Annotated in this window: 24 protein-coding genes; 11 read left to right on the top strand and 13 right to left on the bottom strand. The window is 34.4% G+C overall.

What is annotated here, in order from left to right; translation table 11 throughout:
• Nucleotides 1-14 precede the first annotated feature (14 nt).
• From INR76_RS10515 to INR76_RS10500, 4 genes are all read right to left on the bottom strand, one after another.
• Nucleotides 15-500 carry an ABC transporter ATPase gene (locus INR76_RS10515; protein WP_223107917.1) on the bottom strand — a complete coding sequence of 162 codons (486 nt, stop codon included), beginning with the start codon at nt 498-500 and terminating at the stop codon, nt 15-17.
• Between the two features lie 42 nt (nt 501-542).
• Nucleotides 543-1196, bottom strand: a complete 654-nt coding sequence (locus INR76_RS10510) for a hypothetical protein (protein WP_223107916.1) — start codon at nt 1194-1196, stop codon at nt 543-545.
• An 88-nt stretch (nt 1197-1284) separates the two neighbouring features.
• Nucleotides 1285-2232, bottom strand: a complete 948-nt coding sequence (locus INR76_RS10505; RefSeq protein WP_223107914.1) for an aldo/keto reductase — start codon at nt 2230-2232, stop codon at nt 1285-1287.
• 64 nt (nt 2233-2296) lie between these two features.
• On the bottom strand, nt 2297-2506 hold the full coding sequence (locus INR76_RS10500) for an adenylosuccinate synthetase (protein ID WP_255592593.1): 210 nt from the start codon (nt 2504-2506) through the stop codon (nt 2297-2299).
• A 134-nt stretch (nt 2507-2640) separates the two neighbouring features.
• On the opposite strand from INR76_RS10500, the gene INR76_RS10495 reads away from it, so the two are divergent.
• From INR76_RS10495 to INR76_RS10475, 5 genes are all read left to right on the top strand, one after another.
• Nucleotides 2641-3507 carry an RNA polymerase sigma factor RpoD/SigA gene (locus INR76_RS10495; protein WP_116693672.1) on the top strand — a complete coding sequence of 289 codons (867 nt, stop codon included), beginning with the start codon at nt 2641-2643 and terminating at the stop codon, nt 3505-3507.
• 68 nt (nt 3508-3575) lie between these two features.
• Nucleotides 3576-5393, top strand: coding sequence for an SLC13 family permease (locus INR76_RS10490; protein ID WP_223107913.1), 1818 nt, complete (start codon nt 3576-3578; stop codon nt 5391-5393).
• A gap of 21 nt (nt 5394-5414) precedes the next feature.
• Complete coding sequence (locus INR76_RS10485) at nt 5415-6308, top strand: mechanosensitive ion channel family protein (RefSeq protein WP_223107911.1); 894 nt, start codon at nt 5415-5417, stop codon at nt 6306-6308.
• 162 nt (nt 6309-6470) lie between these two features.
• Nucleotides 6471-7313: an OmpA family protein gene (locus INR76_RS10480; protein WP_223107910.1), complete on the top strand. Its 843-nt coding sequence runs from the start codon at nt 6471-6473 to the stop codon at nt 7311-7313.
• 178 nt (nt 7314-7491) lie between these two features.
• On the top strand, nt 7492-7854 hold the full coding sequence (locus INR76_RS10475; RefSeq protein WP_223107908.1) for a hypothetical protein: 363 nt from the start codon (nt 7492-7494) through the stop codon (nt 7852-7854).
• A gap of 10 nt (nt 7855-7864) precedes the next feature.
• Here the strand turns inward: INR76_RS10475 and INR76_RS10470 are convergent, their stop codons facing one another.
• Nucleotides 7865-8599 carry an SDR family oxidoreductase gene (locus INR76_RS10470; protein ID WP_223107907.1) on the bottom strand — a complete coding sequence of 245 codons (735 nt, stop codon included), beginning with the start codon at nt 8597-8599 and terminating at the stop codon, nt 7865-7867.
• A 94-nt stretch (nt 8600-8693) separates the two neighbouring features.
• Between INR76_RS10470 and INR76_RS10465 the strand changes: the two genes are divergently transcribed.
• Nucleotides 8694-9302, top strand: a complete 609-nt coding sequence (locus tag INR76_RS10465; RefSeq protein WP_223107905.1) for a M15 family metallopeptidase — start codon at nt 8694-8696, stop codon at nt 9300-9302.
• Here the strand turns inward: INR76_RS10465 and INR76_RS10460 are convergent.
• Entirely contained in the window at nt 9299-10228 is a 930-nt protein-coding gene (locus INR76_RS10460; RefSeq protein ID WP_223107903.1) for a mechanosensitive ion channel family protein, read from the bottom strand. The genes INR76_RS10465 and INR76_RS10460 overlap by 4 nt on opposite strands.
• A gap of 5 nt (nt 10229-10233) precedes the next feature.
• Nucleotides 10234-13059, bottom strand: coding sequence for a pitrilysin family protein (locus INR76_RS10455; protein WP_223107902.1), 2826 nt, complete (start codon nt 13057-13059; stop codon nt 10234-10236).
• A 120-nt stretch (nt 13060-13179) separates the two neighbouring features.
• Here INR76_RS10455 and INR76_RS10450 point away from each other — a divergent pair, with 120 nt between their 5' ends.
• Nucleotides 13180-13458, top strand: coding sequence for a DUF3817 domain-containing protein (locus INR76_RS10450; RefSeq protein WP_223107901.1), 279 nt, complete (start codon nt 13180-13182; stop codon nt 13456-13458).
• Entirely contained in the window at nt 13458-14729 is a 1272-nt protein-coding gene (locus INR76_RS10445; protein ID WP_223107900.1) for a mechanosensitive ion channel family protein, read from the top strand. The genes INR76_RS10450 and INR76_RS10445 overlap by 1 nt, the downstream gene beginning before the upstream one ends.
• 8 nt (nt 14730-14737) lie before the next feature.
• On the opposite strand, the gene INR76_RS10440 is transcribed toward INR76_RS10445, so the two are convergent.
• Both INR76_RS10440 and INR76_RS10435 read right to left on the bottom strand, forming a co-directional pair.
• Nucleotides 14738-15133, bottom strand: coding sequence for an acyl-CoA thioesterase (locus tag INR76_RS10440; protein ID WP_223107899.1), 396 nt, complete (start codon nt 15131-15133; stop codon nt 14738-14740).
• The gene (locus tag INR76_RS10435) at nt 15133-16020 is read right to left on the bottom strand and encodes a DUF72 domain-containing protein (RefSeq protein ID WP_223107898.1); all 888 of its coding nucleotides are present in this window, start codon (nt 16018-16020) and stop codon (nt 15133-15135) included. The genes INR76_RS10440 and INR76_RS10435 overlap by 1 nt, the downstream gene beginning before the upstream one ends.
• Before the next feature lie 129 nt (nt 16021-16149).
• Between INR76_RS10435 and INR76_RS10430 the strand changes: the two genes are divergently transcribed.
• Nucleotides 16150-16905 (top strand): DUF4292 domain-containing protein, encoded by a 756-nt coding sequence (locus INR76_RS10430; protein ID WP_223107897.1) that lies wholly within the window; start codon nt 16150-16152, stop codon nt 16903-16905.
• A 78-nt stretch (nt 16906-16983) separates the two neighbouring features.
• Nucleotides 16984-20076, top strand: a complete 3093-nt coding sequence (locus tag INR76_RS10425) for a hypothetical protein (RefSeq protein WP_223107896.1) — start codon at nt 16984-16986, stop codon at nt 20074-20076.
• Between the two features lie 53 nt (nt 20077-20129).
• On the opposite strand, the gene INR76_RS10420 is transcribed toward INR76_RS10425, so the two are convergent.
• Nucleotides 20130-21491 carry an NAD-dependent succinate-semialdehyde dehydrogenase gene (locus INR76_RS10420; protein WP_223107895.1) on the bottom strand — a complete coding sequence of 454 codons (1362 nt, stop codon included), beginning with the start codon at nt 21489-21491 and terminating at the stop codon, nt 20130-20132.
• 154 nt (nt 21492-21645) lie between these two features.
• Between INR76_RS10420 and INR76_RS10415 the strand changes: the two genes are divergently transcribed.
• Nucleotides 21646-22050 (top strand): glyoxalase, encoded by a 405-nt coding sequence (locus INR76_RS10415; RefSeq protein WP_223107894.1) that lies wholly within the window; start codon nt 21646-21648, stop codon nt 22048-22050.
• 65 nt (nt 22051-22115) lie between these two features.
• Here the strand turns inward: INR76_RS10415 and rpsA are convergent, their stop codons facing one another.
• The 3 genes from rpsA to porQ all read right to left on the bottom strand — a co-directional run bounded on the left by rpsA (nt 22116) and on the right by porQ (nt 25937).
• Nucleotides 22116-23993, bottom strand: coding sequence for a 30S ribosomal protein S1 (gene rpsA / locus INR76_RS10410; protein ID WP_223107893.1), 1878 nt, complete (start codon nt 23991-23993; stop codon nt 22116-22118).
• Nucleotides 23994-24219: 226 nt separating this feature from the next.
• Nucleotides 24220-24915, bottom strand: coding sequence for a (d)CMP kinase (cmk, locus tag INR76_RS10405; protein ID WP_223107892.1), 696 nt, complete (start codon nt 24913-24915; stop codon nt 24220-24222).
• Nucleotides 24915-25937: a type IX secretion system protein PorQ gene (porQ, locus tag INR76_RS10400; RefSeq protein WP_223107891.1), complete on the bottom strand. Its 1023-nt coding sequence runs from the start codon at nt 25935-25937 to the stop codon at nt 24915-24917. Before porQ ends, cmk begins: the two co-directional genes overlap by 1 nt.
• Nucleotides 25938-26087 lie beyond the last annotated feature (150 nt).

The following is a 26087-nucleotide window of genomic DNA, read 5'->3' as shown; positions in this document are numbered from 1 at the left end:
CGAAAGTACAAAAACTATGATAAAAAACGATTGTGCCAAGACTCCTTTGCAGGCACTTCCCAATTTTCTAAATACTCTTCTTTTGTATTTACAAGGTTATTAAAAACAACGGTGTTTTTTGAAACAGATTTGTTTTTTGCCATTTTCCTAAAATCGGCTAGCGTTTTATGCGCTATATAATCTCCTGAATAAAAAGTCACATTCATTTTATCCATCAAATCTACCTTGTAATCTTTTTCGAGACTTTGAATAAAGTGCACAGATGCATCAATACTACACCCTGATGCTGAAGCAATAGCTTGATTAAGTCCTATTACAATAAAACGGTTGTATTTTATTTCAAAACCGGCTTGTAAATCACTTCCGTGAGCGGTCCATTGTTTTAAAAATGTGGCAGTTTTACCTTCTATTTCAGAAACTTCATCATCTGTTAACTTTCTATTAGATTGGTAAATCCATATACGTGAATCTTCAGGTAGGTTTTTAAATTCTGTAAGCATATTTTTTATTTTTTTCAGAAGTAAAAATACTTCAAAAGAGTGTTATTCTTTAATTATTACAAATGAAGCTCTGTAGCCTGTTCCCAAATTCCATTCTTTTGCCGAGATAAGCTGTCCTTTTTCATCATACACATGTAACTCTGCTGTATTGGGACCTGATGTTCCTTGGTTTAAAGCTTCAAAATCTATATTGTTTATTCCTTGTTGCAAAGGTAATTTAATTGTTGTGAATGATGAGGTTAAGGAGATATCAGACCTAATAACATCTTTATTGGCATATACACGTATACGATCGCCATCAACATACTCATGATCTCTACACATTACGGTTACAAACTCCCCATTGGTACTTACATCACCTAGATTTTGATCTTGTAAATAAGCAGCTAAAACAGGTTTGTCTTTTTTCTTAAAATACTTTGGTGCTTCATTAGTTTTGTAATCTAATAAACCATCATCTGTATTAAAATTAATTTCTGGTTCTGTGTCTCCCAAGTTTGGAGTTTCTTCGTCATTTTTTTGCGTATCGGTAAGTCCAGGTATATCTCTATCTGGTAATTCTAGCCCGGTTGGGGTATCATCTGGTGTATTATCATCAATAGATTCAAAACGAACACTCGTATTTTGATTATCTATTTGTGCCAAACTGTTTACTGAAACAAAACATAGGCCAACTGCGAACAAAAAGTATTTCATATGCGCACTAATTTCTTATTAAAAGAGATGCAATAAGCACGCCAAAGATATACAAGGGCGAAGAGCATTTTCTTAAAAAAAACAGAAATTAAGAACTAATTTCATTTAAAGTTTTCATTTCAAGTCTAGTTAACTCAAGTAAACTTGCTTCTCTAAATGATTGTAAATGTTCCTTTTTTGTAGCGCTCACAATAGGAGCTGTTACTGTTGGGCTATGTAAAACCCAAGTGAGAGCTACTGCAGCTGGAGTAACTTTATGAGTATTTGCAATTGTTTGTACTGCATCAATGATATCTTTTGTTTTTTGATTCCAGTGTTTTTTTACATAGCTACTTCTAGAAGAATTTTCAATATCAGCCTCTGTTTTGTATTTTCCGCTTAGCAACCCGCTTGCTAAAGAGAAATAGCTTACAACGCCAAGTCTGTATTCTTTACAAACATCTTCAATGGCACCTTCGTATTGATTACGTTCTATCAAATTATATTCAGGTTGAAAAACGGTAAATGCCGGCAGTTCATTTTTTCTAGAAGTTTCCATAAATGCACGTAACCGCTCTGCTGAAAAGTTTGATGCTCCTATATATCTTATTTTTCTATCGTCCATATACTCTTTAAAAACACCTAAGGTTTCTTCAGGAGCAGTTTTCTCATCATCTTTGTGGGCATAAAACAAATCAATGTAATCTGTTTGAAGTCGCTTTAAAGAATCTTCAATAGATTTTCTCATATGACTTTCAGAAATATCAACTCCTCCTTGCCCCATATCCATTCCGGCTTTTGTACAAATAATCATTTTCTTTCTGTTGCCACGAGACTTCATCCAGTTTCCAATAATGGTTTCAGACTCTCCACCAGTATTATTATCGTGCCATCTGGAATATACATCTGCCGTATCAATACAGTTAATACCTAGGTCACTAATAAGGTCTAGCATCTCAAAAGACTCTTTTTCATTGAGTGTCCAACCAAATACGTTTCCTCCAAAAATGATTGGTGAAGTTTTAATAATTGTTTTTCCTAGCAATAATTTATTCATAAAAATATATTTTTGTACTAAATTGATAAAATTGTTGTTATTTCTTCTGAAGTAATACGACTAACTATTTGTTCTTTTTACGTTTATTGCGCCATATAAAGAATAAAACTATAAACAATAAAGGAATGATAATGTAGATTATTACCTCAGATGGGTTTGATAAATCAAGCGGTTTATTGTCATCCGGGTGCGGAACTTCTTTCGGAATTTGTGCATTCGCTTTCAATAATAAAAGAAAACTAGTAATTATAAAAGCTGAAATCTTTTTTTTCATCTCGTGATTTTAGCTTTAAAGTACTTTTTTCATTTTTTTCGGCATAATTTTTAACAAAAGTTGTTAAGAATTTGGATTTATGGATTCTATGTATTATCATGCCCTGTTATTAAAATTAAATACACGCTATATATATGAGACAACTTAAGATTACGAAGCAGGTTACCAATAGGGAAACGAAGTCTTTAAATAGTTATTTACAAGATGTAAGTAAAATTGACATGATTACCGCCGAGGAAGAAGTGGAATTGGCACAACGTATTCGTGAAGGTGATCAAGCTGCCCTAGAGAAGCTTACGCGTTCTAACCTTCGTTTCGTGATTTCGGTAGCTAAACAGTACCAAAATCAAGGGTTAAGTCTTTCTGACCTTATTAATGAAGGAAATGTTGGTTTGGTAAAAGCCGCAAAACGTTTTGATGAAACTCGTGGTTTCAAATTTATTTCTTATGCTGTTTGGTGGATTAGACAATCTATCTTACAAGCTATCGCTGAACAAGCTCGTGTGGTACGTTTACCGCTTAACAAAATTGGTGATATTAGCAAAATTAACAAAGCTGCTATTCATCTTGAGCAAGTTCACCAGCGTAAACCTACCGCAGAAGAAATTGCTAAAGAGCTTGATATTTCAGTAAGAAAAGTAAAGAGTTCTTTAAAAAATTCAAATAAGAGTTTATCGATGGATGCTCCTTTTCAAGAAGGTGAAAACGATAATAACTTATATGATGTGATTAGCTCTGGAGAAAGTCCTAATCCAGACAAATCTTTAATTCACGAATCGCTTAGGATTGAAATTGATCGTGCACTAGATACACTTTCTCCAAGAGAAGCAGATGTAGTACGTTTAAACTTTGGTCTTGGTGGTCAACCAGTTATGACATTGCAAGAAATTGGTGACACTTTCGATTTAAGTAGAGAACGCGTGCGTCAAATACGTGAAAAGGCTATAAGAAGATTGCGTCAACAATCTAAAAGCCACATCTTGAAAAAATATCTAGGATAATATTTTAAGATTTTTTTAGAAGCGAGTATAGTTTCTAGGTGTATCTTTATCTAAATCAACGTAAGGATATGACAGTAGAAATTATACTCGTTTTTTCTATTCTACTTATTACTATAGCACTATTTGCCTTTGAAGTTTTTCCGGTAGATAAAATAGCGCTTTTCATTATAGTAGCCCTAGCCGTTTGTGGATTGGTTAATCCGGAAGAAGCTATTTCAGGTTTTTCAAACACTGCAACCATTACCGTTCTTGCGCTAATGATTGTCGCAATAGGAATGGAAGACACCGGCGTGATCTCTACCTTAGCACGATTTTTAAAAAAATTACATGTTCTCCCCTTTATTATCTTACTTCCTGTATTTATGTTTATCACAGCAGGAATTTCAGCATTTATAAGCACCACCGCAGTTGTAATTGTATTTATCAAAATTATTTCTGAATTATCAAGCAGGTTTAACCTACCTGAATCAAAACTATTATTACCTATTTCATTTGCAGGTATATTAGGCGGCAGCTGCACATTAATGGGTACCTCTACAAACCTAATAGTAAATTCTGTTGCCTTAAACTTGGGAGCAGAACGATTTAGTTTTTTTGAATTTTCATTCTACGGAATCATCTTCCTGGTAGTTTCAATAGTAATCATCACCATAGCCTCAAGGTGGTTACCCAAAGAAAGAAAAGAAACCATTGAAGACGAGTATAAAATTGAAAACTATGTTACATCAGTATTCGTAACAGAAAACTCATCACTTATTGGCAAAAAGATTGAAGACACATTTTTATTTAACAATGAAGATATTTCTCTATTAAAAATATCTAGAAACAGTCAAACCAATAATGCACCGGGACGCTATATAACTTTAAAAAAAGGTGACAAGCTTTTATTACTCTGTAATCTTGATAATTTAATGAAACTCAATGAGTTTGAAGGATTAGACATTCATGAAAGGCTCAGTGTAAGCGAAACAGTATATAAACTTGAAGACATGGAAGAGGAAGATAATCCTGAAAACCTAGGGTTTGCAGAGTTATTAATTCTTCCCGGTTCACAATTGATAGGAAAATCTTTGAAAGAAATAAGAAGACAATCCATTCAAAATGCAACACCCATCGCTATTAGGAAACGAAAAAACATACGTAATACCAAAGAAAGACTTATACGCAAAGATATAAGACAAATAGCTTTAAAACCCGGTGATAGATTATTAGTTGAAATTCCCAAACAAGATATTCCTCGATTAGAATTATTAGAGAATGTAGCAATATTACAAGAACACGACATCCCTGCCGAAAAAAATAATTTTAAAAAAAGTATTGCATTTGGTATATTGTTATTAATAATTGGTTTGGCCGCAAGTGGTCTATTAACTATTTTAATAAGTTCGTTACTTGGCGTAAGTCTATTGCTACTTTCGCAATGTATTAAACTAACCGATGTTTACCACCGTGTTAACTGGCAAGTAATTTTTCTGTTAGCAGGAATGATTCCGTTAGGAATTGCAATGCATAATACCGGTGCAGACCAGTGGCTTTCAAATCAATTAATAGATCTCTTGAGCGGAAGGTCAAATTTTATCATAATAGGATTGATCTTTCTTATCACCATGGTTATGAGTGGTGTTATTAGCAATAACGCTACAGCAATTATTATGACACCAATTGCTATATCAATAGCTGCAGGGATGGAGTTACCCTTTAAACCTTTTATTCTGGCTGTTTTGTTTGGTGCAAACTTTAGTTTTTTTACGCCGGTAGGCTATCAAACAAACACCCTTATTTACGGAATGGGTATTTACAAGTTTAGACACTTTTTAATTATAGGAGGTATAGTATCAATCACCTTATGGATTCTTGGTACGTTTATGCTTTCTTCATTACTATAACTATATATAAAAAATAAAATAATGGACGAGAACATATTTTCAGTTAATGATGCTATTTCAAATTTATGGGAAAAGCTAGGCGGTTGGCTAGATGCCATCATCTTGAAGCTACCCAATTTTGCCGTTGCAATTTTGGTAATGGTACTTTTTTACTTCGCTGCAAGAATAATTTCAAAATTTTCTAGAAGGGTTCTTCTTAAAAGAATTAATGAAGAATCTATAAAACAAATGCTTAGCAAAATAATCTTTGCGCTTGTAATACTAGTAGGCTTTTTTATTGCTCTAGGAGTAATGGAGCTCGATAAAGTACTTACCTCTGTATTGGCTGGTGCCGGAGTTGTAGGTTTGGCAATAGGACTGGCGTTACAAGGTACTTTAAGTAATACGTTCTCTGGTTTGATGCTTTCCTTTTTACCCAAAGTAAGAATAGGCGATTATATTGAAGCCGGTGACAGTAAAGGCTATGTAACCGAAATAAGTTTACGCAACATAACAATAAGACAAACCGATAATGAATACGTAATTATACCTAACTCAATCTTTATTGACAACCCATTCACTAATTATTCTTGGTCTGATCGTTCTCGAGTAGATGTTTCATGTGGAGTTGGTTATGAAGACGACCTTCAAAAAGTAGAAGATCTTGTTACCAAAGTGATTCAAGACAACTTTAAACAACAAGAAGGTGAAGGTGTTGAGTTCTTCTTTACTGAATTTGGCGACAGCTCTATTAATTTTGTTACTCGTTTTTGGATTGACAGCAAAAAACCAAAGCCAAAATTAGCCGCACAACACAAAGCCATCAAATTAATTAAGAAACACTTTGATGAAGCCGGTGTTAATATTCCGTTCCCTATACGTACGTTAGACTTCGGAAAAAATAAGCTGCAAATGGCTTCAAAAAATCAGGATTAATATTCTGGTTTCCAAAAAATTAAAACGGGCACTTAGGTGTCCGTTTTTTTTATAACCTACTGATTTTAAGTTTTTTTAACAAAACAATAGGAAACCTTAACTATATACGTATACGTGTTTACACGTATATTTGTGACAACAATAAACTTAAAACTAATTAATATGAAAAAGTTAATCGCACTAACCCTACTTTCGGGAGCATTTGTATTTACATCATGTGTTTCTAAAAAGAAGTATGTTGAACTACAAAACGATTACAACGAAACACGTTCACAACTTGCCAAAACTCAAGTTGAAAAAGAAGAAATTGAAGCTAAATACGCAAAGATTGAAGAGCGAGTAGCCGATTATAATTCAAAAATACAATCTTTAAAAGATACTAACGACAGTCGCTTACAACTAGAAGGAAACGTTGTTGTTTCTAAAAAAGATAAAGAAAAAATGAGAGCTGCTCTTGCCAATGTTGATCAAGCAGAACTGGCACAAGCCAAAACACTTGAAGACAGTATGAATCTTATTGTTTCATATAATTTGAAGAAAAACCTTGACAATACTCTTATTGCTGAAGGCGAAGAAGACGATATTCAAATAGATATTGATGAAACAGTAGTTATGATTACAGTATCAGATAAATTATTATTTAAATCTGGTAGTGCACGTGTTAACAGCAAAGCAAACAACCTTTTAGAGCGTCTTGCCAATGTTATTAATAGTGAACCAGCTATGGAAGTTATGGTAGAAGGACATACTGACTCTCAAACCGTTAAACCAGGATCGTATGTAAAAGATAACTGGGAGCTAAGTGTTGAGCGTTCAACTGCAGTAATAAGAAAGTTACAAGATGATTATGGAGTAGATCCTAAAAAATTAATTGCTGCCGGTAGAAGTAGTTTTCACCCACTTACTGAAGACGAGTCTAAAGAAGCATATGCAAAAAACAGAAGAACGAGAATTGTAATTTTACCAAATCTTGACAAGTTTTTAGCATTACTTTCAGCAAATTAATTTGTTAAAATATCCAATTTAAAGCGATCCAGATGGATCGCTTTTTTTGTTTGTAAATGTAACCGTCTAACTATCAAATATTTAAAATGTTAAAGATTTTATAAAAAAATGTTAAAAGATGTTTAAATTTTTAGTATCTTTAATTAGCAGCTTATTTAATTAAAGCTGTTACTTGATAATGATACAAAAAATAAATACTGATTTTTGTGAATTGAGCATATTTTCAAAGTATGCTATTATAAAGGTGTTTGAAAATGTTTTTTATGATCTTGATAAAGCCAACATCATACAAAGAAAATTTCAAGAGATATTTAATAATGATCCCTTTGTTTTAATTTCTGAAAGAAGTTATAAACACGACATTGACTTAAATGTCTATAAAGTTAAGGGACTTGATAATATGAAAGGTCTAGCAATTGTTTCTGCAGATCCTATGGAAAGAGAAAGGGCCATTACAGAACAGCCCTTATTTGAAAATAGTTTTGCTTTCTTTGAAAAACTTACCGATGCTCAAAATTGGGCAGAGGCGTTTTTCAGGTAATTCATATTCCTTATTTTTTTGCACTTGGAGGTAACGTTGGTCGCACCTCAATTTTACTTGGTAACGTACGTGGATTCATAGTTAATAAATCTATAACTAGTTTACCAATATCTTCTATTTGTATTTTCCAAGCTTCATCACCTTCAGTAGGCTCGTTACCATTAAAATAAGTAGAAACGCTACCAGGCATTATCGTACTTACTTTAACATTGTGCTTACGAAGGTCAAGCATCGCTGCTTGCGTAAATCCTGTCACTCCAAATTTACTTGCATTATACGCTGCTCCACCGGCAAAAAAGTTTGTTCCTGCCAAGCTTGAAATACTTATAAAATATCCTTTTTCTTTTTTAAGAGCATCTACACTCGCTTTTAAAGTATAAAATACTCCAGACAAATTGGTGTCAATCGTTTCTTGCCACTGTTCTACCGTTAGTTCTTCAATTGAACCAAAATGACCAAGACCAGCATTGGCGATCACAAAATCTAATTTACCAAATTCTTCAATCACTTGATTAACGGCTTGTTGTTGGCTTTTATAATCTTTTACATCAGCCTCAATACCTACAGCTTTTCCGTGATTATTTTCTGAAGTGTTTAAACGTTCTGCTGCTTCTTTTGCGGTCTTTTCATTTCTGCCCGTAATGGCTACATTAATCCCGTTTTGTAATAAACTTACAGCTATACCATAACCAATTCCTTTGGTTCCGCCGGTTATTAATGCTACTTTATTGTTTAGTTTTTCCATATAAATTTTATTTTATTCAAAGTTACAAATGCAAAAAAGCAATTGTTATTAATTAATCCTTAAATTTGAATACACACCTCTGCAAAGCCTCAATATGTTTCAGCATTTTTCTATTGTATTAGTTTTAATTTTTAGTTTTTCTGAAATCAAAGCGCAAGATACATTGGTAGATATTTCAGATAAAATAGAATTTGATTATGAAATACGATATGCAACTACCAATAATTTTATAAGCGAAGTTTTGTATGATTGTGCTAAGTGTTTACTGCAGCCTGAAGTTGCCCAAGCCCTCATTGAAGCAAATCGATATTTTTGTGAAAAAGGATATAAGATTAAGGTTTACGATTGCTATCGTCCGCTAGATGTTCAGAAAAAAATGTGGAAAAAAGTTCCGAGAGCGACGTATGTAGCTAATCCCTACGACGGTGCCTCTGTACACAATCGAGCTGCTGCAGTAGATATTACATTGGTAACACTAGAAGGCTGTTATCTAGAAATGGGCACTGATTATGATTATTTTGGAAGAGAGGCGCACATTGATAATTATAATCTTTCTGAAGAAATTTTATCAAACAGAAAAGTCCTTATTGAAGGAATGCGCAAATTTGGTTTTAAGACCATAAGAACAGAATGGTGGCACTATAGTTATGAAAAAAACTGGCAGTATCCCATCCTCAATGAACCACTCCCCTGCTCTAATTAATTATTGTTATCTTCAAGATAATCTCTAGGATCTTTACGTAAACGTAATGGTATATCTTCTACATTTCGGTAAAGTTTTATCTCTTTAACATCTGCCGGAAGATTAAATCCGTTTGTATCAAGTGCTACTTTTATTTGCTGAATTACTTGACCTCGTAATACTCTTGAAGCTTTTCTGTAATCAATCGTGTGTACCCAAAATAATACTTTGAGGTTTACTGTACTAGCGGCTAGTTCAGATTCTATTACAAAGTTTTCATGGGTGTCGTTATGTACAATATCTTTATTGCTATCGAGTATTTGCTGAATAATAGTCTTGGCAGCTTCAATATCATCTTCATAACCTATTCCTACCGTAAAATCTACACGGTAAAAACCATCTGCGGTGTAGTTTTCAACAGGCTTGGTAAGCACGTCACTATTGGGTATATAAATATCACGACCGTCTGTAGTTTTTACGTGGGTATACCTAAAGTTAAGTGCCTTTACTTTCCCAAAATGCGTATCGACCATAATGGTATCATTGATATTAAAAGGTCTATTAAAAGCCAAAATAATCCCGGCTAAAAAGTTTTTACCAATGTCTTGAAAAGCAAAACCTAAAATAATTGCTGCACCACCGGCAGCAGTTAAAATTCCGGTAGCAATACCACTTAAACCGGCTACATCTAGCGCAACCATTATAGCAATTAAACTTAATATAATTTTTAATGCTTGGGCGAGAAAACGAGCCATTAAAGGGTCTTCTGCTTTGTTTAAAAACCTTCTTTTGAATAAATTGGTAATTACTTGAGCAATCAAGATACCTGCAACCACTATAAAAATAGCCAATGCAATGCGAGGCAGAACTATCAAAAATTCTTCATAGTAGTTTTCTACAGCTGCTACTACAGTTTCGGTTGCAGTTTTTTCTTGTACTAAAAGCATATGCATTAATTAATTGGGTTGCCGTAAATATCTAGTTCGATAACCTTTTTGCCTAGTTTTTTTACTTCTTCAAACTGAGTAGCTTTATCACCTACTACAACATAAACCATTTTGTTTTCTTTGATGTATTTATTAATAATATTTTTAAAATCTTTAAGATTCATATTCATAAGCAACTGTTGTTCTTCGCTTATATAGTCTGTTGATTTTCCGTATTTATCAATTTGAGTAAGTATATTCAATTTTGCATTTAATGACTCATAAGCTCGTGTATTTTGTTTAATCACTTTATTTTGAGTAAGCTCAACATCTTCTTTTGTAAAACCAGGTGCGTATTCTTTTACCATGTTTTCTATAATTTCAAGTGATGGTAAGGTTGCATTGGCACGAACACTTGTATTGATAGTAAATGGTGCTATTTCATCTCGTGCTGGAACAAACGAATATGCTCCATATGTATATCCTTTTTCAATACGCAACGTTTGAAAAAGTCTTCCACTAGAGCCACCGCCAAGTATTTCATTTGCAAAATCCAACTTCGGAAAATCTTCATTATTTGCTGAAAGGGCCGGTAGCCCAATGTAAATTACAGATTGCTTAGAGTTGGGCACATCAATAAAATATAGGTTTCCTTGAGAAGACATATTTGTAATTTTTTCTGAAGGAAGCTTAATCTTTTCACCTTTCCATTTATTTGATAATGATGCTAATGTTTTTGTTACCTCTTGTTTTTGTATGTCTCCTACTACTTTAAAGCTAGCTCCATTGGGTGAAAGGTTTTTATAAAAAGCCTTTACATCTGCCAATGATATATTCTTCTCGGTTTCGAGAGTTCCTTCAGATGGTATCGCATAGGTATGATCTTGTCCATAAATTAAACGGTTAAAGTTTAACGCCCCAATTGAGCGTGGATTTGCCTCCTGTCCCTTTAAAGAGGTACGTAATTCTTGTTTTAAACGATTAAATTCTTTTTCATCCCAACGAGGTTGAAGTAACATCTCTTCTACCAATTGTATTGTTTTATCAAAATTACGTGCCAAACAGCTTCCTGTAACAGTAATTTCTTCTAGACCGCCTCGTATTGTTATACTAGAACCTAATAAACCAATTGCTTCTTCTAATTCTGCCGGAGTTTTGGTTTGGGTACCTTCATTCAGTAAATCTGCTGTTAACACGGCTAAGCCTGCTTTATTTTTGGGATCTAGTCTGTGACCGCCAGGTATAGTGATGTTGAAGGTTATCAATGGTAACTCTGTATTTTCAATTCCTAATACATTCATTCCATTATCAAGTTTGGCTTGCCACACATCTGGCATTTCAAACAGTGGAGCTTCTCCAAAAGGTGGTTCAGAACGATCGTATTTTGATGGTGTTTTCTCGTATTGAGCTTCTTCACCTTGACTTACTTCTTCGTTGGCGTTCATTGCGGTTACTTCCTCTTCCCAAACGCTGGCTTCTTGTGCATTTTCAACTGCCAATTCTGGGTTTTCTTTCGGAATAACACTAGTCATTACATAATTTTTATCTTTCAAATAAGTATTATAAACGCGCATAACATCTTCACGAGAAATTTGTTTGTAGAGTTTAGTTCGCTTGGTAATATAGCCGGGGTCGTTTCCAAATTCGTTGTCTTGAACCAATTGAAACGCTTTATTCAATACTGTGGCTACACCATAATACAGTTGGGTTTCTAGTTCGGCTTTAATTCTATTTAATTCGGCATCTGTAAAACCATTTTTTTCAAAATCTGCCAATCCTTTGTCAATAGCATTTTTTACTTCATCAAGATCAACTCCCTCGTTTGCGCGTACTCTAATTACAAATTCTCCAGCCAATTCTGAACTATTGTTATACGAACCAACATTGGGTGCTAGTTTTTCTTCTTCGACAATAATTTTATACAAAGGTGATTTGCGACTACCGCTTAAAAGTTGCCCTAATACGTTTAGGGTATATTCATCTTCATTATATGCCTCAACGGTAGGAAAAACCATTCTAAGTTCAGGAAGTTTTGCAAAGTTGTCTTTAAAGTATAAAGATTTTGTTTTACTAAGCGAAACCGGCATAGGCTTTAAAGGTTCAACTTCTGGACCACTAGGTATTTCGCCAAACCATTTTTCAACAAGTTTTTTTGTTTCTGAAATATCTATATCACCGGCTATTACCAATGATGCATTAGCAGCTCCATAATATTTGTTGTAAAATTCCTTTACATCTTCAAGAGTTGCCGCTTGTAAATCTGGTAAAGAACCTATTACTGTCCAACTATACGGATGGCCTTCGGGATATAAATTTTTTCTGATAATTTCATCTGTATAACCGTAAGGAGCGTTATCAACACGTTGTCTTTTTTCGTTTTTCACTACTTGTTTTTCACGTTCTAAAGCTGCTTTTGTTACGGTATTAATCATATAGCCAAACCGGTCACTATCTATCCATAAAATCTTTTCAAAAGCATCTTTTGGTACTACTTCATAATAAACGGTACCATCACTCCAAGTTCCGCCATTACGACTTCCACCCCATTCCGGAATTAATTTTCTATTAGCTCCTACCGGTACATTTTCAGAATCATTAAAAGACATATGCTCAAAAAAATGGGCAAATCCTGTTTTACCAGGTTTTTCCCTATTAGACCCTACATGCATCATAGTTGCAACGGCAACAATTGGTTCACTTTTATCAACGTGAAGAATGACCTCTAGACCATTATCTAGTGTAAATTTCTCATAGTCTATAGAAAAATCTGTGGCAGCAGCTTGATCTTGTGCTTGCGTTACAGAAATAAATAGTGTAATAATTAAAAACGAAATGATTGACGAATACTTCATAAGTGGTTATTTTTTTGGCTTTTAAAAAAAGCAGCCTCTTTAATTGAATTGCTTAAAAATGGTTACTAAAAATAATAAAACTATATTTTGATACTGTATCTTTGCAGGAAAAATTTGATAATGGATATTTCAACAAAGTCTTTTAAGATAATTAGTGCTCTTGAGGCAATCTCGTTCTTGGTTCTATTGGGTATTGCTATGCCTTTAAAATATATTTGGGATATGCCAGAAATGGTACGTATTGTAGGAATGGCTCATGGAGTGTTATTTATTTTATATATTATTGGCGCCTACTTTATGAAAGAGAAGCTTAACTGGTCCTGGGGTACATTGGGCATTGTAATGATATGTTCTGTCCTTCCTTTAGGTCCTTTTTACGCAGAGCGTAAATATTTATAATGGATCAAGAAACACTTAAATACTACCTTTGCTGGCTTCAACAGTACTTTGTTAATCAAGGTATGAATGAAGATCTAGCTATTTTTATCAACACGGTAATTAACTGTGTAGTACTTGCATTTTTAGTTACACTTATAGATATTTTTGTAAGAAAGTTTATTGTTCAGGTTTTTAAAGCTTTTAGTGATAAAACCAAAAGCACCTTTGATGATTTTCTTATTAAAAGTAACTTTCCGCGGTTTGTAGCTCATTTTTTTCCGCTTGTAATTGTTTGGTACACCATTCCAATTATATTTAACGAGTATCCTTTTATTTTAAACTTTTTACTTCGAATCATAGATGTTTATTTAATTGTTCTATCTGTTCTAGTTTTCCGAAGTATATTAAAAACAACTCGCAGTTATTTAGAGCACAAACCTCGCTATCACGATAAACCACTAGAGAGCTATCAACAGGTTTTAATGATTTTTGGTTGGGGAATTGGCGTATTTTTTATCATCAATATTTTAACCGGTTATTCTATTTTTAGCCTGGCAACATTGGGAGCTGCATCGGCAGTGATTTTGTTGATTTTTAAGGATACTATTTTGGGGTTTGTTGCTAGTATTCAAGTTTCGGTAAATGATATTGTACGTATTGGCGATTGGATTACTTTCAGTAAATATGGCGCTGATGGTTATGTAACCGAAATAAGCCTAGCTACCGTTACAGTACAAAATTTTGACCATACATTTACTACTATCCCAACGTACAGTTTAATTTCAGATTCTTTTCAAAACTGGCGTGGTATGCAAGAATCTGCCGGAAGACGTATAAAACGTTCTCTATATATAAAACAAACGTCGGTTAAGTTTCTATCTTCTGAAGAAATTGAAGAATTAAAGAAAATTCAGCTAATAAAACCTTATATAGAGCATCGCGAACGTGATGTCCAAAAATATAATCAAAAAACCGAAGCAGATAAATCTATTTTACTTAATGGTCGCAATCAAACCAATTTAGGTATTTTCAGAAAATATGCAGATGCATTTTTGCACGAAAACCCTGCAATTAACAAAGAGCTTTTTTTAATGGTACGTCATTTAGCTCCTACAGATCGCGGTATTCCTATAGAAATTTTTTGTTTCAGCCACGATAAAAGATGGGAAAATTATGAGCATATTCAAGCTGATATTTTTGACCATTTGATTGCAGCCATACCCTATTTTGGACTAGAGCTTTTTGAAGTACCCTCTGGTAAAGATGTAACTTCCTTATCTCATAAAAATTAACCAATACCTTATTTTGAGTCTCCTAACCGGTCTTTAACAAATTCAACCTTTGTTTTTCCGTGAGGCGTAGGTTTTCCATTTTTGTCGAGACTTACCATAATAATAGTATCAATCGTTATGATAACCTCACGAGTCATTTTATTACGCACTTCACAAGCTAAGGTTAATGATGAGGTACCAAATTTTGTGGCTTCAAGGCCTATTTCAATAATATCACCTTGCTTTGCTGAACTTCTGAAGTTGATTTCACTCATATATTTGGTTACCGTCTTTGGATTTTCTAGCTGAATAATAGCATATAAAGCAGATTCTTCATCTATCCATTGTAGTAACCGACCGCCAAACAAGGTGCCATTGGGATTTAAGTCTTCAGGTTTTATCCATTTACGAGTATGAAAATTCATTAAAATAAAGTTTTAGTTTTGTCCATTTTAGGAATTTGTATATCTGTGCCAAAACGTTCATTGGCCTTTTCAATAAAGTGAGCCGAAAGTAAAGGCGACGCTTTTTCTATGTTTTGATGCACAAAAAAATATATATTTTGTAATCCTTGCTCAATCCACTCTTCTAGCCTATCTAACCAATCATCAAGGCGAGTATAATCACTTTCATGATTAGCGCCGTTATATCTAATAAATGCACTATCTGTTGTTATTCTCATGTGTAATAAATCACGTCTTCCTGCAGAATCAACTATTATATTTGAAACGTCATATTTTTCTAAAATAGCATATAAATCTTCTGCTATTTCTTTATCATTAAACCAGTCTGTATGTCGAAATTCAACTGCAATTCGCATATCTTTAGGAATAGCTTCAAAAAAAGGCACTAGCCTATCCATATCTTTTGGAGCAAAGGTACCGTGCATCTGTACAAATGCCATTTCTAGCTTCTCTTTAAGGTTTGAAGCATTCAACAAATATTCTTGTAAGTAACCTTCAAAATCATTTAAGCGTTTCCAGTGAGTTACACCTTGAAACACTTTCGGGAAAAACCGAAAATCGGCTGGAGTTTTTTCATACCAACCCGCAAAAACATCGGCAGGAAAAATTCTATAAAAAGTAGCATTCAATTCGATGCTGTTAAACTGTCTAGAATAATATTCCAGCTCGTCTTTTGTGCCTCGAGGATAAAATCCTTTTAAATCGGCTCGATTCCATTTTGCACAACCCACATATAAATTAGGCGTTGTAATAGGTTTATATTTTGATAAGGTCTTTTTTGTATCGGGATGATCTGGTGGTAGTGTAAAATCTATCTGTGAAGGATCATCAACTTTGCCAAATTTCATAATATATACGCTTTTGAAGTAAAGATACGGGTTTTACAACATTTTCATCTTGAAAAAAAATTTCAATATATTGTAACATAATCTTTAAAAAAGTGTCTTACTTTTACGATAAACCATAACAAACAAATCATGAAAACTGTAAAAACATTAATCATCGCTTTATTAGTTATAGCTGTAACACCACTTACAGCACAAACAGCGGATGAAATTATTGACAATTATTTTGAAAATACTGGTGGTAAAGATGCCTGGAATAAAATTGAAGCAATAAAAATGACGGGGGATGCCTCTATGGGACCACAATCATTTCCGTTTACACAATATTTAATGACAGATGGAAAAATGTTAACTGAAATTGAATTTCAAGGACAAAAACTAATCCCTCAAGCTTTTGATGGGGAACAGCTTTGGGGCCTAAACTTTCAAACCATGCAACCTGAAGCTCAGGATGCAGAAGCATCGGCAAATTATAAAAAAAATGAAGCTAACGATTTTCCAGATCCTTTTCTTAACTATGAAGAAAAAGGATACCAAGTTGAATTAATGGGGGAAGAAACAAAAGAAGGCACTGAGACCTATAAAATAAAGCTTACCAAAAACAAAGTAATGTCAGACGGTGTTGAGGAAGAAAATATTTCTTATTACTATTTTGACAAAGAAAACTTCGTCCCTATTGTAAGCGAAATGGTAATGCCTGTAGGACCACAGAAAGGCATGAACGTTCAAACTAAATATAGTGATTATCAGGAAGCAGGAGATATCTTTTTTCCTTACGCTCTCGAAACAAGTTACAATGGGCAAACTGGTCAATCTATCAAAATGGATAATATTGAAATAAACCCAAGTGTTGAAGGTATAGACTTTTCGATGCCAGAAAAAAAATAACCTTAGTTTAAGTATTTAAATCCCTGTTCATCAGGGATTTTTTTATTTTTAACAATAACTAATTAAAAAAAACACCAAATGAGAAAAATATTCTACACCCTATTGATATTGGCTTTCTTGCCTCTATCATTTTCAGCCCAAGAAACCGCTTTAAAAGGAAAAGAGCTATTTGGAGATATGAAGGCACGGCACATAGGCCCTGCATTAATGAGTGGTCGCATTAACGATATAGAAATGCACCCAACGAATACGCGAATTATCTACATTGGTACAGCTGGTGGTGGCGTTTGGAAATCTAGTAACGCAGGTACAACCTTCGCTCCTATTTTTGATGATTATGCACAGTCAATAGGAGTAGTAACGCTAGACCCTAATGACCCTGATCAAACTATCTGGGTAGGAACAGGAGAAACTTGGACTCGTAATTCAGTTTCTATTGGCGATGGGTTGTATAAATCTACTGACGGAGGAAATAACTGGAAAGAAATTGAAGGGTTTGAAAAAAGTGAACGAATCGCTTCAATTGTAATCAACCCAAAAAATTCAAACGAAATATACGTAGGCGTACTAGGAGCTTTATGGAGTGATAGTGACGACCGCGGAATTTACAAAACTACAGACGGAGGTAAAACCTGGACAAAATCCTTATTCATAGATGCATCAACAGGAGCGGCAGATGTAATTATGGACCCTAAAAACCCTGAAATTTTATATGCTTCTATGTGGCAGTTTAGACGTACAGGATGGAGTTTTAACTCAGGCGGACCCAACAGCGGTCTATATAAGTCTACAGATTCTGGTAAAACTTGGAATAAAATTCACAATGGATTTCCCCAAGGCGATTTAGGTAGAATAGGATTAGCTCTTGCACCAAGTGATCCCTCTATTTTATATGCCGTTTTAGAAACTGAACAAAAAGACAAAAACGGACTTTGGAAATCAACAGATTCAGGAAAAAGTTGGAAACACCTAAATAATGATTTTGGTTTAACTGTACGTCCTTTCTATTTTTCAAGAATTACAGTTGATCCTAAAAATCCAGATGTAGTAGTAAAAGGAGGTCTTACAGGATCGATAAGCCGTGATGGAGGTAAAACATTTAAAAATTTAGGTAATATGCACAGTGACATTCACGATGTTACGTTTCATATAAATGATAGTGATGTTTTATATTCTGCAACAGATGGCGGATTATATCGCTCTTGGAATGGTGGTTCGGTTTTTGAAATTGTGGAAGATCTTCCACTTTCACAGTTTTATCATATTAGTACTGATGATGCTGAGCCTTACAATGTCTATGGCGGTTTACAAGATAATGGAAGCTGGTATGGCCCTTCTTCTTCTCCTGGCGGAGTTAATGCTCGAGATTGGAATAGCGTTGGTTATGGAGATGGTTTTAGAGTACTAAAACACCCAACAAAAAATATTATTTATTCTGAAATGCAAGGTGCAGAAAACGTATGGCGATATGATGCAGACCGCAACCGCACTAGAACTATCCAGCCATTGCCCAAAAAAGGTGATGCCCAATTACGCTTTAACTGGAATGCTCCTATGGCAGTAAGTATTCACGCCCCAGATAGGTTTTATATGGGTAGCCAGTTTGTTCACAAAAGTGAAGATATGGGCGAAACTTGGCAAATCATTTCACCAGACTTAACAACAAATAATCCAGAGAAGCAAGATCAATCAAGTTCTGGAGGGCTTTCTGTTGACAATAGCGGAGCTGAAAACCATACAACAATTTTTACAATCGCTGAATCACCACTAGATGAAAATATAATCTGGGTAGGAACCGATGACGGAAATGTACAAGTAACAACCGATGGTGGAAAAAATTGGAACAACGTTACTGAAAACTTAACAGGTATTCCAGCAAATACCTGGGTGTATCACATTGAAGCCAGTGTGCATGGAAAAGGAACAGCTTATGCAGTTTTTGAAGGCCACACAACAGGTGATATGAAACCATACGTCTTAAAAACGACCGATTATGGTAAAACGTGGAAGTCAATCATTTCAGAAGACATTCAAGAAAATGCTTTTGTCCGAAATATTCAAGAGGATTATGAAAATGAAGATTTATTGTTTTTAGGAACCGAAATGGGATTGTATGTTACTATTGATGGCGGAAGTAATTGGTCGCAATTTACAAATAACATGCCACCGGTTGCCGTTCATTTTATCGATATGCAAAAGCAAACCAATGATATTGTAATGGGCACACATGGACGCGGCGTAATCATTATAGACGACATAAGTCCGTTACGTCAACTTAACGCATCGATTTTAGAAAAAGACGTTCACTTTTTCGACACAGAAGCTTTTAATATGCCAGAAGAAAGTGGTTTTAGCGGAAGTTTTGGAACAGAAACACAATTTGTAGGTGGCAATAAACCAACGTCCGCTAGAATAGTATACTATTTAAAAAAGCGGCATACCTTCGGAAAAATGGAAATGGAAATTCAAGATATGGAAGGAAACAAAATAGCCCCCCTATCCCCTGGAAAATCAAAAGGAATCAATATTGTAAACTGGAACTATACGAGTGCTACTCCAAAAATGGCAGCTGGTAAGACACTGTCATATGGAGGTTTTACGGCTCCTCGAGTACCTGCAGGAACATACAAAGTAGTATTGACAAAAGGTAAAAATACGTATGAAACTGAAATTGATGTAAAGTATGATGAAAAGTCCTTAACTACATTAGCTGAGCGTAAAGAGCAAGAAAAATTGACCAAACAATTATTTAATATGGTTGAAGACCTAGCATATATGGTGTATGAGTTGGGCGAACTGCAAGACAAAGCCAATTCTGTAATTGAAGAGCAGCCAAAAGGCAAAAAGGAAGCTCAAAAACTATACGATGCATTAGAAAACCTTCGGAAAGATTTGGTTATTACAACCGGTGATAATTACGTTGCTGCTGCTGAACCAGAGTTAAGAGAGCGTATGGCTGATTTATACTCGAATATTGCTGGCTCTTTTAGTCGTGTAACAGCATCTCAAAAACAAAACTTAGAATTAATCTCTGAAGAATTTGAAGAAGCCAAAAAACGCTACGCAGCTATTAAAGACAAGGAAGGTAAAAAGTTTATAAAGTTTTTGGATAAAAATGATATAGAAAAGCCAACTATTAAATCAAAAGAGGAATTTCTATCATCAAATTAAGTCAGAAAAAAAATACTACTAAAAAGCTCGTAAATTTTTACGAGCTTTTTTATTTATTTATTGATGTATACCGTTTTTCTGTTTACAAATTCTGTAATACCGTGGTTACTTAATTCACGTCCGTATCCACTTTCTTTTACTCCACCAAAAGGCAACCGAGGATCACTTTTAACCAATTCATTTATAAAAACAGCTCCTTCATCAAATCGATATGCTAGTTTTTCAGCAGCTTCAATATTTTCAGAAAAAATAGAAACACCCAATCCAAATTTTGATGTATTAGAAAGTTCAATAGCTTCTTCAATGGTTTCAAAAGTAGTTATAGATAAAGCCGGTCCAAACGTTTCTTCTTTAAACATAGCCATGTCGCTAGTAACACTACTCACAACAGTAGGCTCAAAGTAAGCATTTTGGCGCTTTCCCCCTATCTCTAGCTTGGCTCCTGCTTGTATTGTGGCGCTAACTTGTTTTTCTAGATCTTGTGCCAAATCTTCTCGCGCTAAAGTACCAATGTAAGTCTCTTCATCCATAGGATCTCCGCTTTTAAGCTCTCTTACTTTTTTTATCAAATTCTGAATAAATTCTTCTGAAATTGAAGCATCAACCAGTAAACGTTTACCGGCAATACAGCTTTGTCCTGTGTTTTGAAAGCGAGCTTGTACGCACGTATCAATGGTTGTATCTATATCACAATCGTTAAGAACAACTAAAGCATTATTTCCGCCTAACTCCAAAACCGATTTTTTTATATTCTTCCCCGCTATTGAAGCTACTGATGAACCTGCTGGACCACTTCCGGTTAATGTAACCGCTTTAACTATGGGGTTTTCAATAATCTCTTCTATCATATCACTACCAACTTTTAAGGTAGTGAAGCAATACTCAGGAAAACCAGCTCGTTTAAAGACTTTTTCAATATTTAAAGCACTCCCAAAAACATTTGAAGCGTGTTTTAGCACTCCTATGTTTCCTGCCATTAAAGCAGGGGCTGCAAAACGAAAAACTTGCCAAAAGGGATAATTCCAAGGCATCACAGCTAGTACAACTCCTATTGGCTCATAACTCACATAACTTTTATGTGCATCAGTTTTTATTGTTTCATTTGATAACTGCTTTTCGGCATGTTCGGCATAATACTCACAAACCCAAGCACATTTTTCAATCTCAGCTATGGCTTGCTTAATGGGTTTTCCCATTTCGTTTGTCATCGTTTGAGCATACTCTTTTTTATTTTTCTTTAATTCTAAAGCTGCAGCTAACATCAGTTTTTTTCGTTCTGAATATGAGGTTTCTCGCCATTTATAAAACCGTTTATCTGCTTGTGATAAAATTTCTTTTACTTCGGTCTTGGTATGCGTTTTAAAAGAATCAATTTTTTTTCCTGTATAGGGATTTATCGAGGTTTTTGTGCCCATAGTTTTCTTTTAAAAGTACCTAAAACTAGATAGACAAAGGGATGGATTAAGATGATTTTAACGGCACTATTTGTTGAAAAACCGTTTATAACTATCTGGTATTTGAGAAAAAGGAAGGTTTTAAAATATATAATTTTAATAAAACCCTTCTATTATGAACACACGAGATGAAGTTCTTTTACAAATAAGACCAGAAATTCCGTCCGCTAGATTTCATGAACACATGAGCGATGGTGAGTATTTTCAAAACAATACATTGCGCCCTGTTGTTAAACTTCAGAATGATTTATTGGTTTCTGCTTTCAGAAATTATGTAAGAAAGCACAAAAATGTTTTTTATGATCTTTCTATTGAAAAACGACTGGATTACATAGATAATGCAATTCAAAAGGATATGAAGTTTAGAAATTCGTTAAAAGGTATGATCATTGGTCAATTTACTATTCATGAATACGAAATGTATATCAAGGATTCTTCTGCTCTAAACAAGCGAATGATGAATATTGTTATTGATCGTTTAAAAAGCAATGTTCAAGTCTTAGAACCAGAATTTGCTTAATTAAATTATAAAAAAAAGCCCTTCATTTCTGAAGGGCTTTTTCATTTTATAACAAAAATGATGGATTATTTTCCAGCCATTTTATCTTTCAATTCTTGAAGCTTTTGGTTAGCATCACCTAGAGTAGTTTTTGACTCTTCGGCTTGTGCAGCTTGCTTTTTGGCAGCAGCTTTTACTATTTTAGCTTCTTCTTCTTTATGAATTACCATATGTGAAGCAACCACTTTCTTGAATTCTTTGTTGAATTCAATAATTTGGAATTCTGCTTCATCACCTTTCTTAAGATCTGTTCCATCTTCTTTTTCTAGGTGACGTTTTGGTACAAAAGCAGTAATATCGTCGTTAAACTCTATTGTTGCTCCTTTATCTACTACATCATCGATAGTAGCAGTGTGTTTTGTACCTACAGCAAACTCATCTTCGTATTTATCCCAAGGATTGTCTTCTGTTTGCTTATGACCTAAACTTAATTTACGTCCTTCAACATCTAGTTCAAGTACAACTACTTCTAGCTCATCACCAATGTTTGTAAACTCACTTGGGTGCTTGATTTTCTTAGTCCAAGAAAGATCACTAATGTAAATTAGTCCATCAATTCCTTCTTCCAATTCTACAAATACTCCAAAGTTTGTGAAGTTACGCACAATACCAGTGTGTTTTGAACCTACAGGGTATTTACTTGTAATATCAGTCCATGGATCTGGAGTTAATTGCTTAATACCAAGAGACATTTTACGGTCTTCTTTATCCATAGTAAGAATCTGTGCTTCAACTTCATCACCAACGTTTACAAAATCTTGTGCACTACGTAAGTGGGTTGACCAAGACATTTCACTTACGTGAATTAATCCTTCTACTCCTTCAGCAACTTCAATAAATGCACCGTAGTCTGCAATAACCACAACTTTACCTTTTACATTGTCGCCTACTTTAAGGTCATCTCCAAGAGCATCCCAAGGGTGTGCTTTTAGCTGTTTAAGACCTAATTGAATACGTGTTTTATCCTCATCAAAGTCAAGGATTACTACGTTTAATTTTTGATCAAGATCAACAATTTCATTTGGATGGTTGATACGAGACCAAGAAAGGTCTGTAATGTGGATTAATCCATCAACACCTCCAAGGTCAACAAACACGCCATAAGAAGTAATGTTTTTAACAACACCTTCTAGTACTTGTCCTTTTTCAAGTTGACCAATGATTTCTTTTTTCTGTTCTTCGATATCTGCCTCGATAAGAGCTTTATGCGAAACAACAACGTTTTTAAATTCGTGGTTAATTTTTACAACCTTAAATTCCATTGTTTTACCTACATATGCATCATAATCACGGATAGGCTTCACATCTATTTGAGAACCAGGTAAGAATGCTTCAATACCAAATACATCTACAATCATACCACCTTTTGTACGGCACTTCACATAACCATTAACAATAGTACCCTCGTCGTGAGCTGTATTTACACGCTCCCAAGCTTTGATAGTTCTTGCTTTACGGTGAGAAAGAATTAATTGACCTGTACTATCTTCACGTACATCAATTAATACTTCTACTTTGTCTCCTTCTTTAAGGTCTGGGTTGTAACGAAATTCGTTTAACGAAATAACTCCTTCACTCTTTGCATTGATGTCAATAATTGCATCACGGTCTGTAATGTGAACTACTTCTCCTTCTACTACCTCATCATCTAAGGTATCAACAAAGTTTTCAGCAACTAGTTTTTCAAACTCTTCTAGCTTACCATCATCAATAGGATCAATTCCTTCTTCATAATTGTGCCAGTTGAACTCTTCTAAAAACTTCTCTGGGTTTTTTTGCTTAAGTGAAAGTTCTTCTTGAGGTTTTGTAGTTTCCTCTGTAGCCTTTTGTTCTGCAACAGCTACTTCTTCTTGATTTTTAGCAGCTTTTTCTTTTGCTGCTTCTTTGTTTGCTTTATCAGCCATTTATAAAATGTTTGTGAAATTCAAAAGATGAATTTCTACAATTTGTATTCTGTGTTGTTACAAGAAAGTATCGCGATTATCCCACAGAAGGATTTACATCTGTTTTTTTAAAAATCCTTTTATTCTTGCCTCATCGCTAAAAGGAGTGCGAAATTACAGTTTTTCTTTTGATAATCAAAGTATTTGGAAATATTTTAAAGGTAAGAGGCTGAATATATACTAAGTACTAAACTCTACCGGCAATGCGGTCTTTTGCTAATTGAAGAATAATATGAAATTGATCTTCAAGATTCATCTCACTGTTATCAATTTCTATGGCATCTGTAGCTTTTTGTAATGGTGAATCTTTACGTGTGGTATCAATACGATCGCGTTCTTCTACATTTTTGAGTACGTCATCATAAGTAACCTTTTCTCCTCGCTCAACAAGTTCTTGATAGCGTCGCTTAGCACGTTCTTTGGCAGAGGCGTTCATGAAGATTTTTAAATCGGCATTGGGCAATACAACAGTGCCAATATCACGACCATCCATTACCACACCTTTTTCTGAACCCATTTTTTGTTGTTGCTCAACGAGCTTTTTTCGTACTTCAGATATGGTTGCAACAGGGCTTACAAATTCTGAAACATGTAACGTTCTTATTTTGTCTTCAACATTTTGTTGGTTCAGAAATATTTCAGCTTTATGTGTAGGACTTTTTTTTCTGAAATCTAATTGAATTTCAGAAAGACTTTTAATTAATCCTTCTTTATCAAACTTTTCTTTTGAAATAAAATTATGTTCCAAAGCATACAATGTCACAGCACGGTACATTGCTCCGGTATCGATATAAACATATTCAAGCCAATCTGCCAGTTGCTTAGCAACAGTACTTTTACCTGTTGATGAATATCCGTCTATGGCAATGGTAATTTTACGCATTATTGTAAATCAATATTAAGCCCAAAGGTACTGGTTGATGCAGCTAAACTGTATTGTGCATAGGAATAACTTAACCGAAGTTTATTAAGTTTTATAGAAAAACCGGCGCTTAAACCTGCAAATGCTCTTTGTTCTAGAATACGCAACTCTTCTGCTCTTCTGAAATTATATCCTAATCTTAAGTTGAAACCGCCTTCAGGGAATATCTCGACACCTAAAATCATATGCCTAAAAGCATTATCAATAAAATTAATTTTTTCACTTGTGGTATTACCTTCTAAATCGGTTTCATCTCGGTTTGGATTTGCAAAAGCTACATTCCATCGTTGCATGTTTTCTAATGTGAAATGCCACCGAATAGGAATGTTTTTAAGTGTTTGAGAAATTCCTAAAACAACTTCAAATGGTAATTTTTCATACGTTTCTTGGTACGGAGTTATTTGGGTACCTAAATTTCTAGCTACTCCTGTTATGTGCAAATCCCATTCTTCATACACATACATTAATGCAATATCTGTTGCTACGCCTAAAGAAGTATATTGTTCTAGCTTTGATGAAATAAATTTAAGATTGGCGCCAACATAAAAATCTGTAAAGGCAATATTGCGAGCATGCCCAAATGAAACAGCTACTTCTCCACCACTGAAGGTGTTTGTGGCATTTCCCTGTTCGTCGTAGCCATCAAACTTTCCGTAGTTAATATAAGTTACACCTGCTGTGATTACTTGTGTACGACGATCCCAAGCATATGCGTATGCTGCTGTACCATAATTAACATCACCTATATAATTTGAATAATTAAGTGAAAATTGATTATCCATTTCAGGGTTTATGGCAGCAGGATTAAAAAGTGCTTGGGTAGGGTCATAATCATAATTGGTAACAGTCTTACCTCCCAATGCTGCTTGGCGTGGTGAGTTGACAAGGTTTAAAAACTGGTATGTGGCACGACCTCCTACTTGTGAAAGTGCAGAAGTTGAAATTAAGATTATAAATAGTAAATAGTAAACCTTTTGGTTCATGTACAGTAATTACCTTTTTCTATACCTTTTAACGACTGCAATATTAATTTATTTTTAAGTGGAATAAAAGGTTTTACAAAATAGATATAAAAATCCCCTTGAATATTCATTTTTACTAAATGATTCAAGGGGATTGTATTACTTAAGAGT

The organism is Marixanthomonas sp. SCSIO 43207 (assembly GCF_019904255.1).
GTDB lineage: Bacteria > Bacteroidota > Bacteroidia > Flavobacteriales > Flavobacteriaceae > Marixanthomonas.
Note: the sequence above shows the minus strand (reverse complement) of the source record. Positions and strands in the feature narration are given on the sequence as shown.

Excerpts from the sequence above, each read along its gene's own strand:
- INR76_RS10420 (WP_223107895.1), bottom strand. The coding sequence starts at position 21,491 with ATGGGCACAAAAACCTCGATAAATCCCTATACAGGAAAAAAAATTGAT.
- INR76_RS10475 (WP_223107908.1), top strand. The coding sequence starts at position 7,492 with ATGATACAAAAAATAAATACTGATTTTTGTGAATTGAGCATATTTTCA.
- INR76_RS10430 (WP_223107897.1), top strand. The coding sequence starts at position 16,150 with ATGAAAACTGTAAAAACATTAATCATCGCTTTATTAGTTATAGCTGTA.
- INR76_RS10445 (WP_223107900.1), top strand. The coding sequence starts at position 13,458 with ATGGATCAAGAAACACTTAAATACTACCTTTGCTGGCTTCAACAGTAC.
- INR76_RS10425 (WP_223107896.1), top strand. The coding sequence starts at position 16,984 with ATGAGAAAAATATTCTACACCCTATTGATATTGGCTTTCTTGCCTCTA.
- INR76_RS10505 (WP_223107914.1), bottom strand. The coding sequence starts at position 2,232 with ATGAATAAATTATTGCTAGGAAAAACAATTATTAAAACTTCACCAATC.
- INR76_RS10510 (WP_223107916.1), bottom strand. The coding sequence starts at position 1,196 with ATGAAATACTTTTTGTTCGCAGTTGGCCTATGTTTTGTTTCAGTAAAC.
- rpsA (WP_223107893.1), bottom strand. The coding sequence starts at position 23,993 with ATGGCTGATAAAGCAAACAAAGAAGCAGCAAAAGAAAAAGCTGCTAAA.
- INR76_RS10500 (WP_255592593.1), bottom strand. The coding sequence starts at position 2,506 with ATGAAAAAAAAGATTTCAGCTTTTATAATTACTAGTTTTCTTTTATTA.
- INR76_RS10450 (WP_223107901.1), top strand. The coding sequence starts at position 13,180 with ATGGATATTTCAACAAAGTCTTTTAAGATAATTAGTGCTCTTGAGGCA.
- INR76_RS10480 (WP_223107910.1), top strand. The coding sequence starts at position 6,471 with ATGAAAAAGTTAATCGCACTAACCCTACTTTCGGGAGCATTTGTATTT.
- INR76_RS10490 (WP_223107913.1), top strand. The coding sequence starts at position 3,576 with ATGACAGTAGAAATTATACTCGTTTTTTCTATTCTACTTATTACTATA.
- INR76_RS10495 (WP_116693672.1), top strand. The coding sequence starts at position 2,641 with ATGAGACAACTTAAGATTACGAAGCAGGTTACCAATAGGGAAACGAAG.
- INR76_RS10415 (WP_223107894.1), top strand. The coding sequence starts at position 21,646 with ATGAACACACGAGATGAAGTTCTTTTACAAATAAGACCAGAAATTCCG.
- INR76_RS10515 (WP_223107917.1), bottom strand. The coding sequence starts at position 500 with ATGCTTACAGAATTTAAAAACCTACCTGAAGATTCACGTATATGGATT.
- INR76_RS10460 (WP_223107903.1), bottom strand. The coding sequence starts at position 10,228 with ATGCTTTTAGTACAAGAAAAAACTGCAACCGAAACTGTAGTAGCAGCT.
- INR76_RS10435 (WP_223107898.1), bottom strand. The coding sequence starts at position 16,020 with ATGAAATTTGGCAAAGTTGATGATCCTTCACAGATAGATTTTACACTA.
- INR76_RS10440 (WP_223107899.1), bottom strand. The coding sequence starts at position 15,133 with ATGAATTTTCATACTCGTAAATGGATAAAACCTGAAGACTTAAATCCC.
- INR76_RS10470 (WP_223107907.1), bottom strand. The coding sequence starts at position 8,599 with ATGGAAAAACTAAACAATAAAGTAGCATTAATAACCGGCGGAACCAAA.
- porQ (WP_223107891.1), bottom strand. The coding sequence starts at position 25,937 with ATGAACCAAAAGGTTTACTATTTACTATTTATAATCTTAATTTCAACT.
- cmk (WP_223107892.1), bottom strand. The coding sequence starts at position 24,915 with ATGCGTAAAATTACCATTGCCATAGACGGATATTCATCAACAGGTAAA.
- INR76_RS10465 (WP_223107905.1), top strand. The coding sequence starts at position 8,694 with ATGTTTCAGCATTTTTCTATTGTATTAGTTTTAATTTTTAGTTTTTCT.
- INR76_RS10485 (WP_223107911.1), top strand. The coding sequence starts at position 5,415 with ATGGACGAGAACATATTTTCAGTTAATGATGCTATTTCAAATTTATGG.
- INR76_RS10455 (WP_223107902.1), bottom strand. The coding sequence starts at position 13,059 with ATGAAGTATTCGTCAATCATTTCGTTTTTAATTATTACACTATTTATT.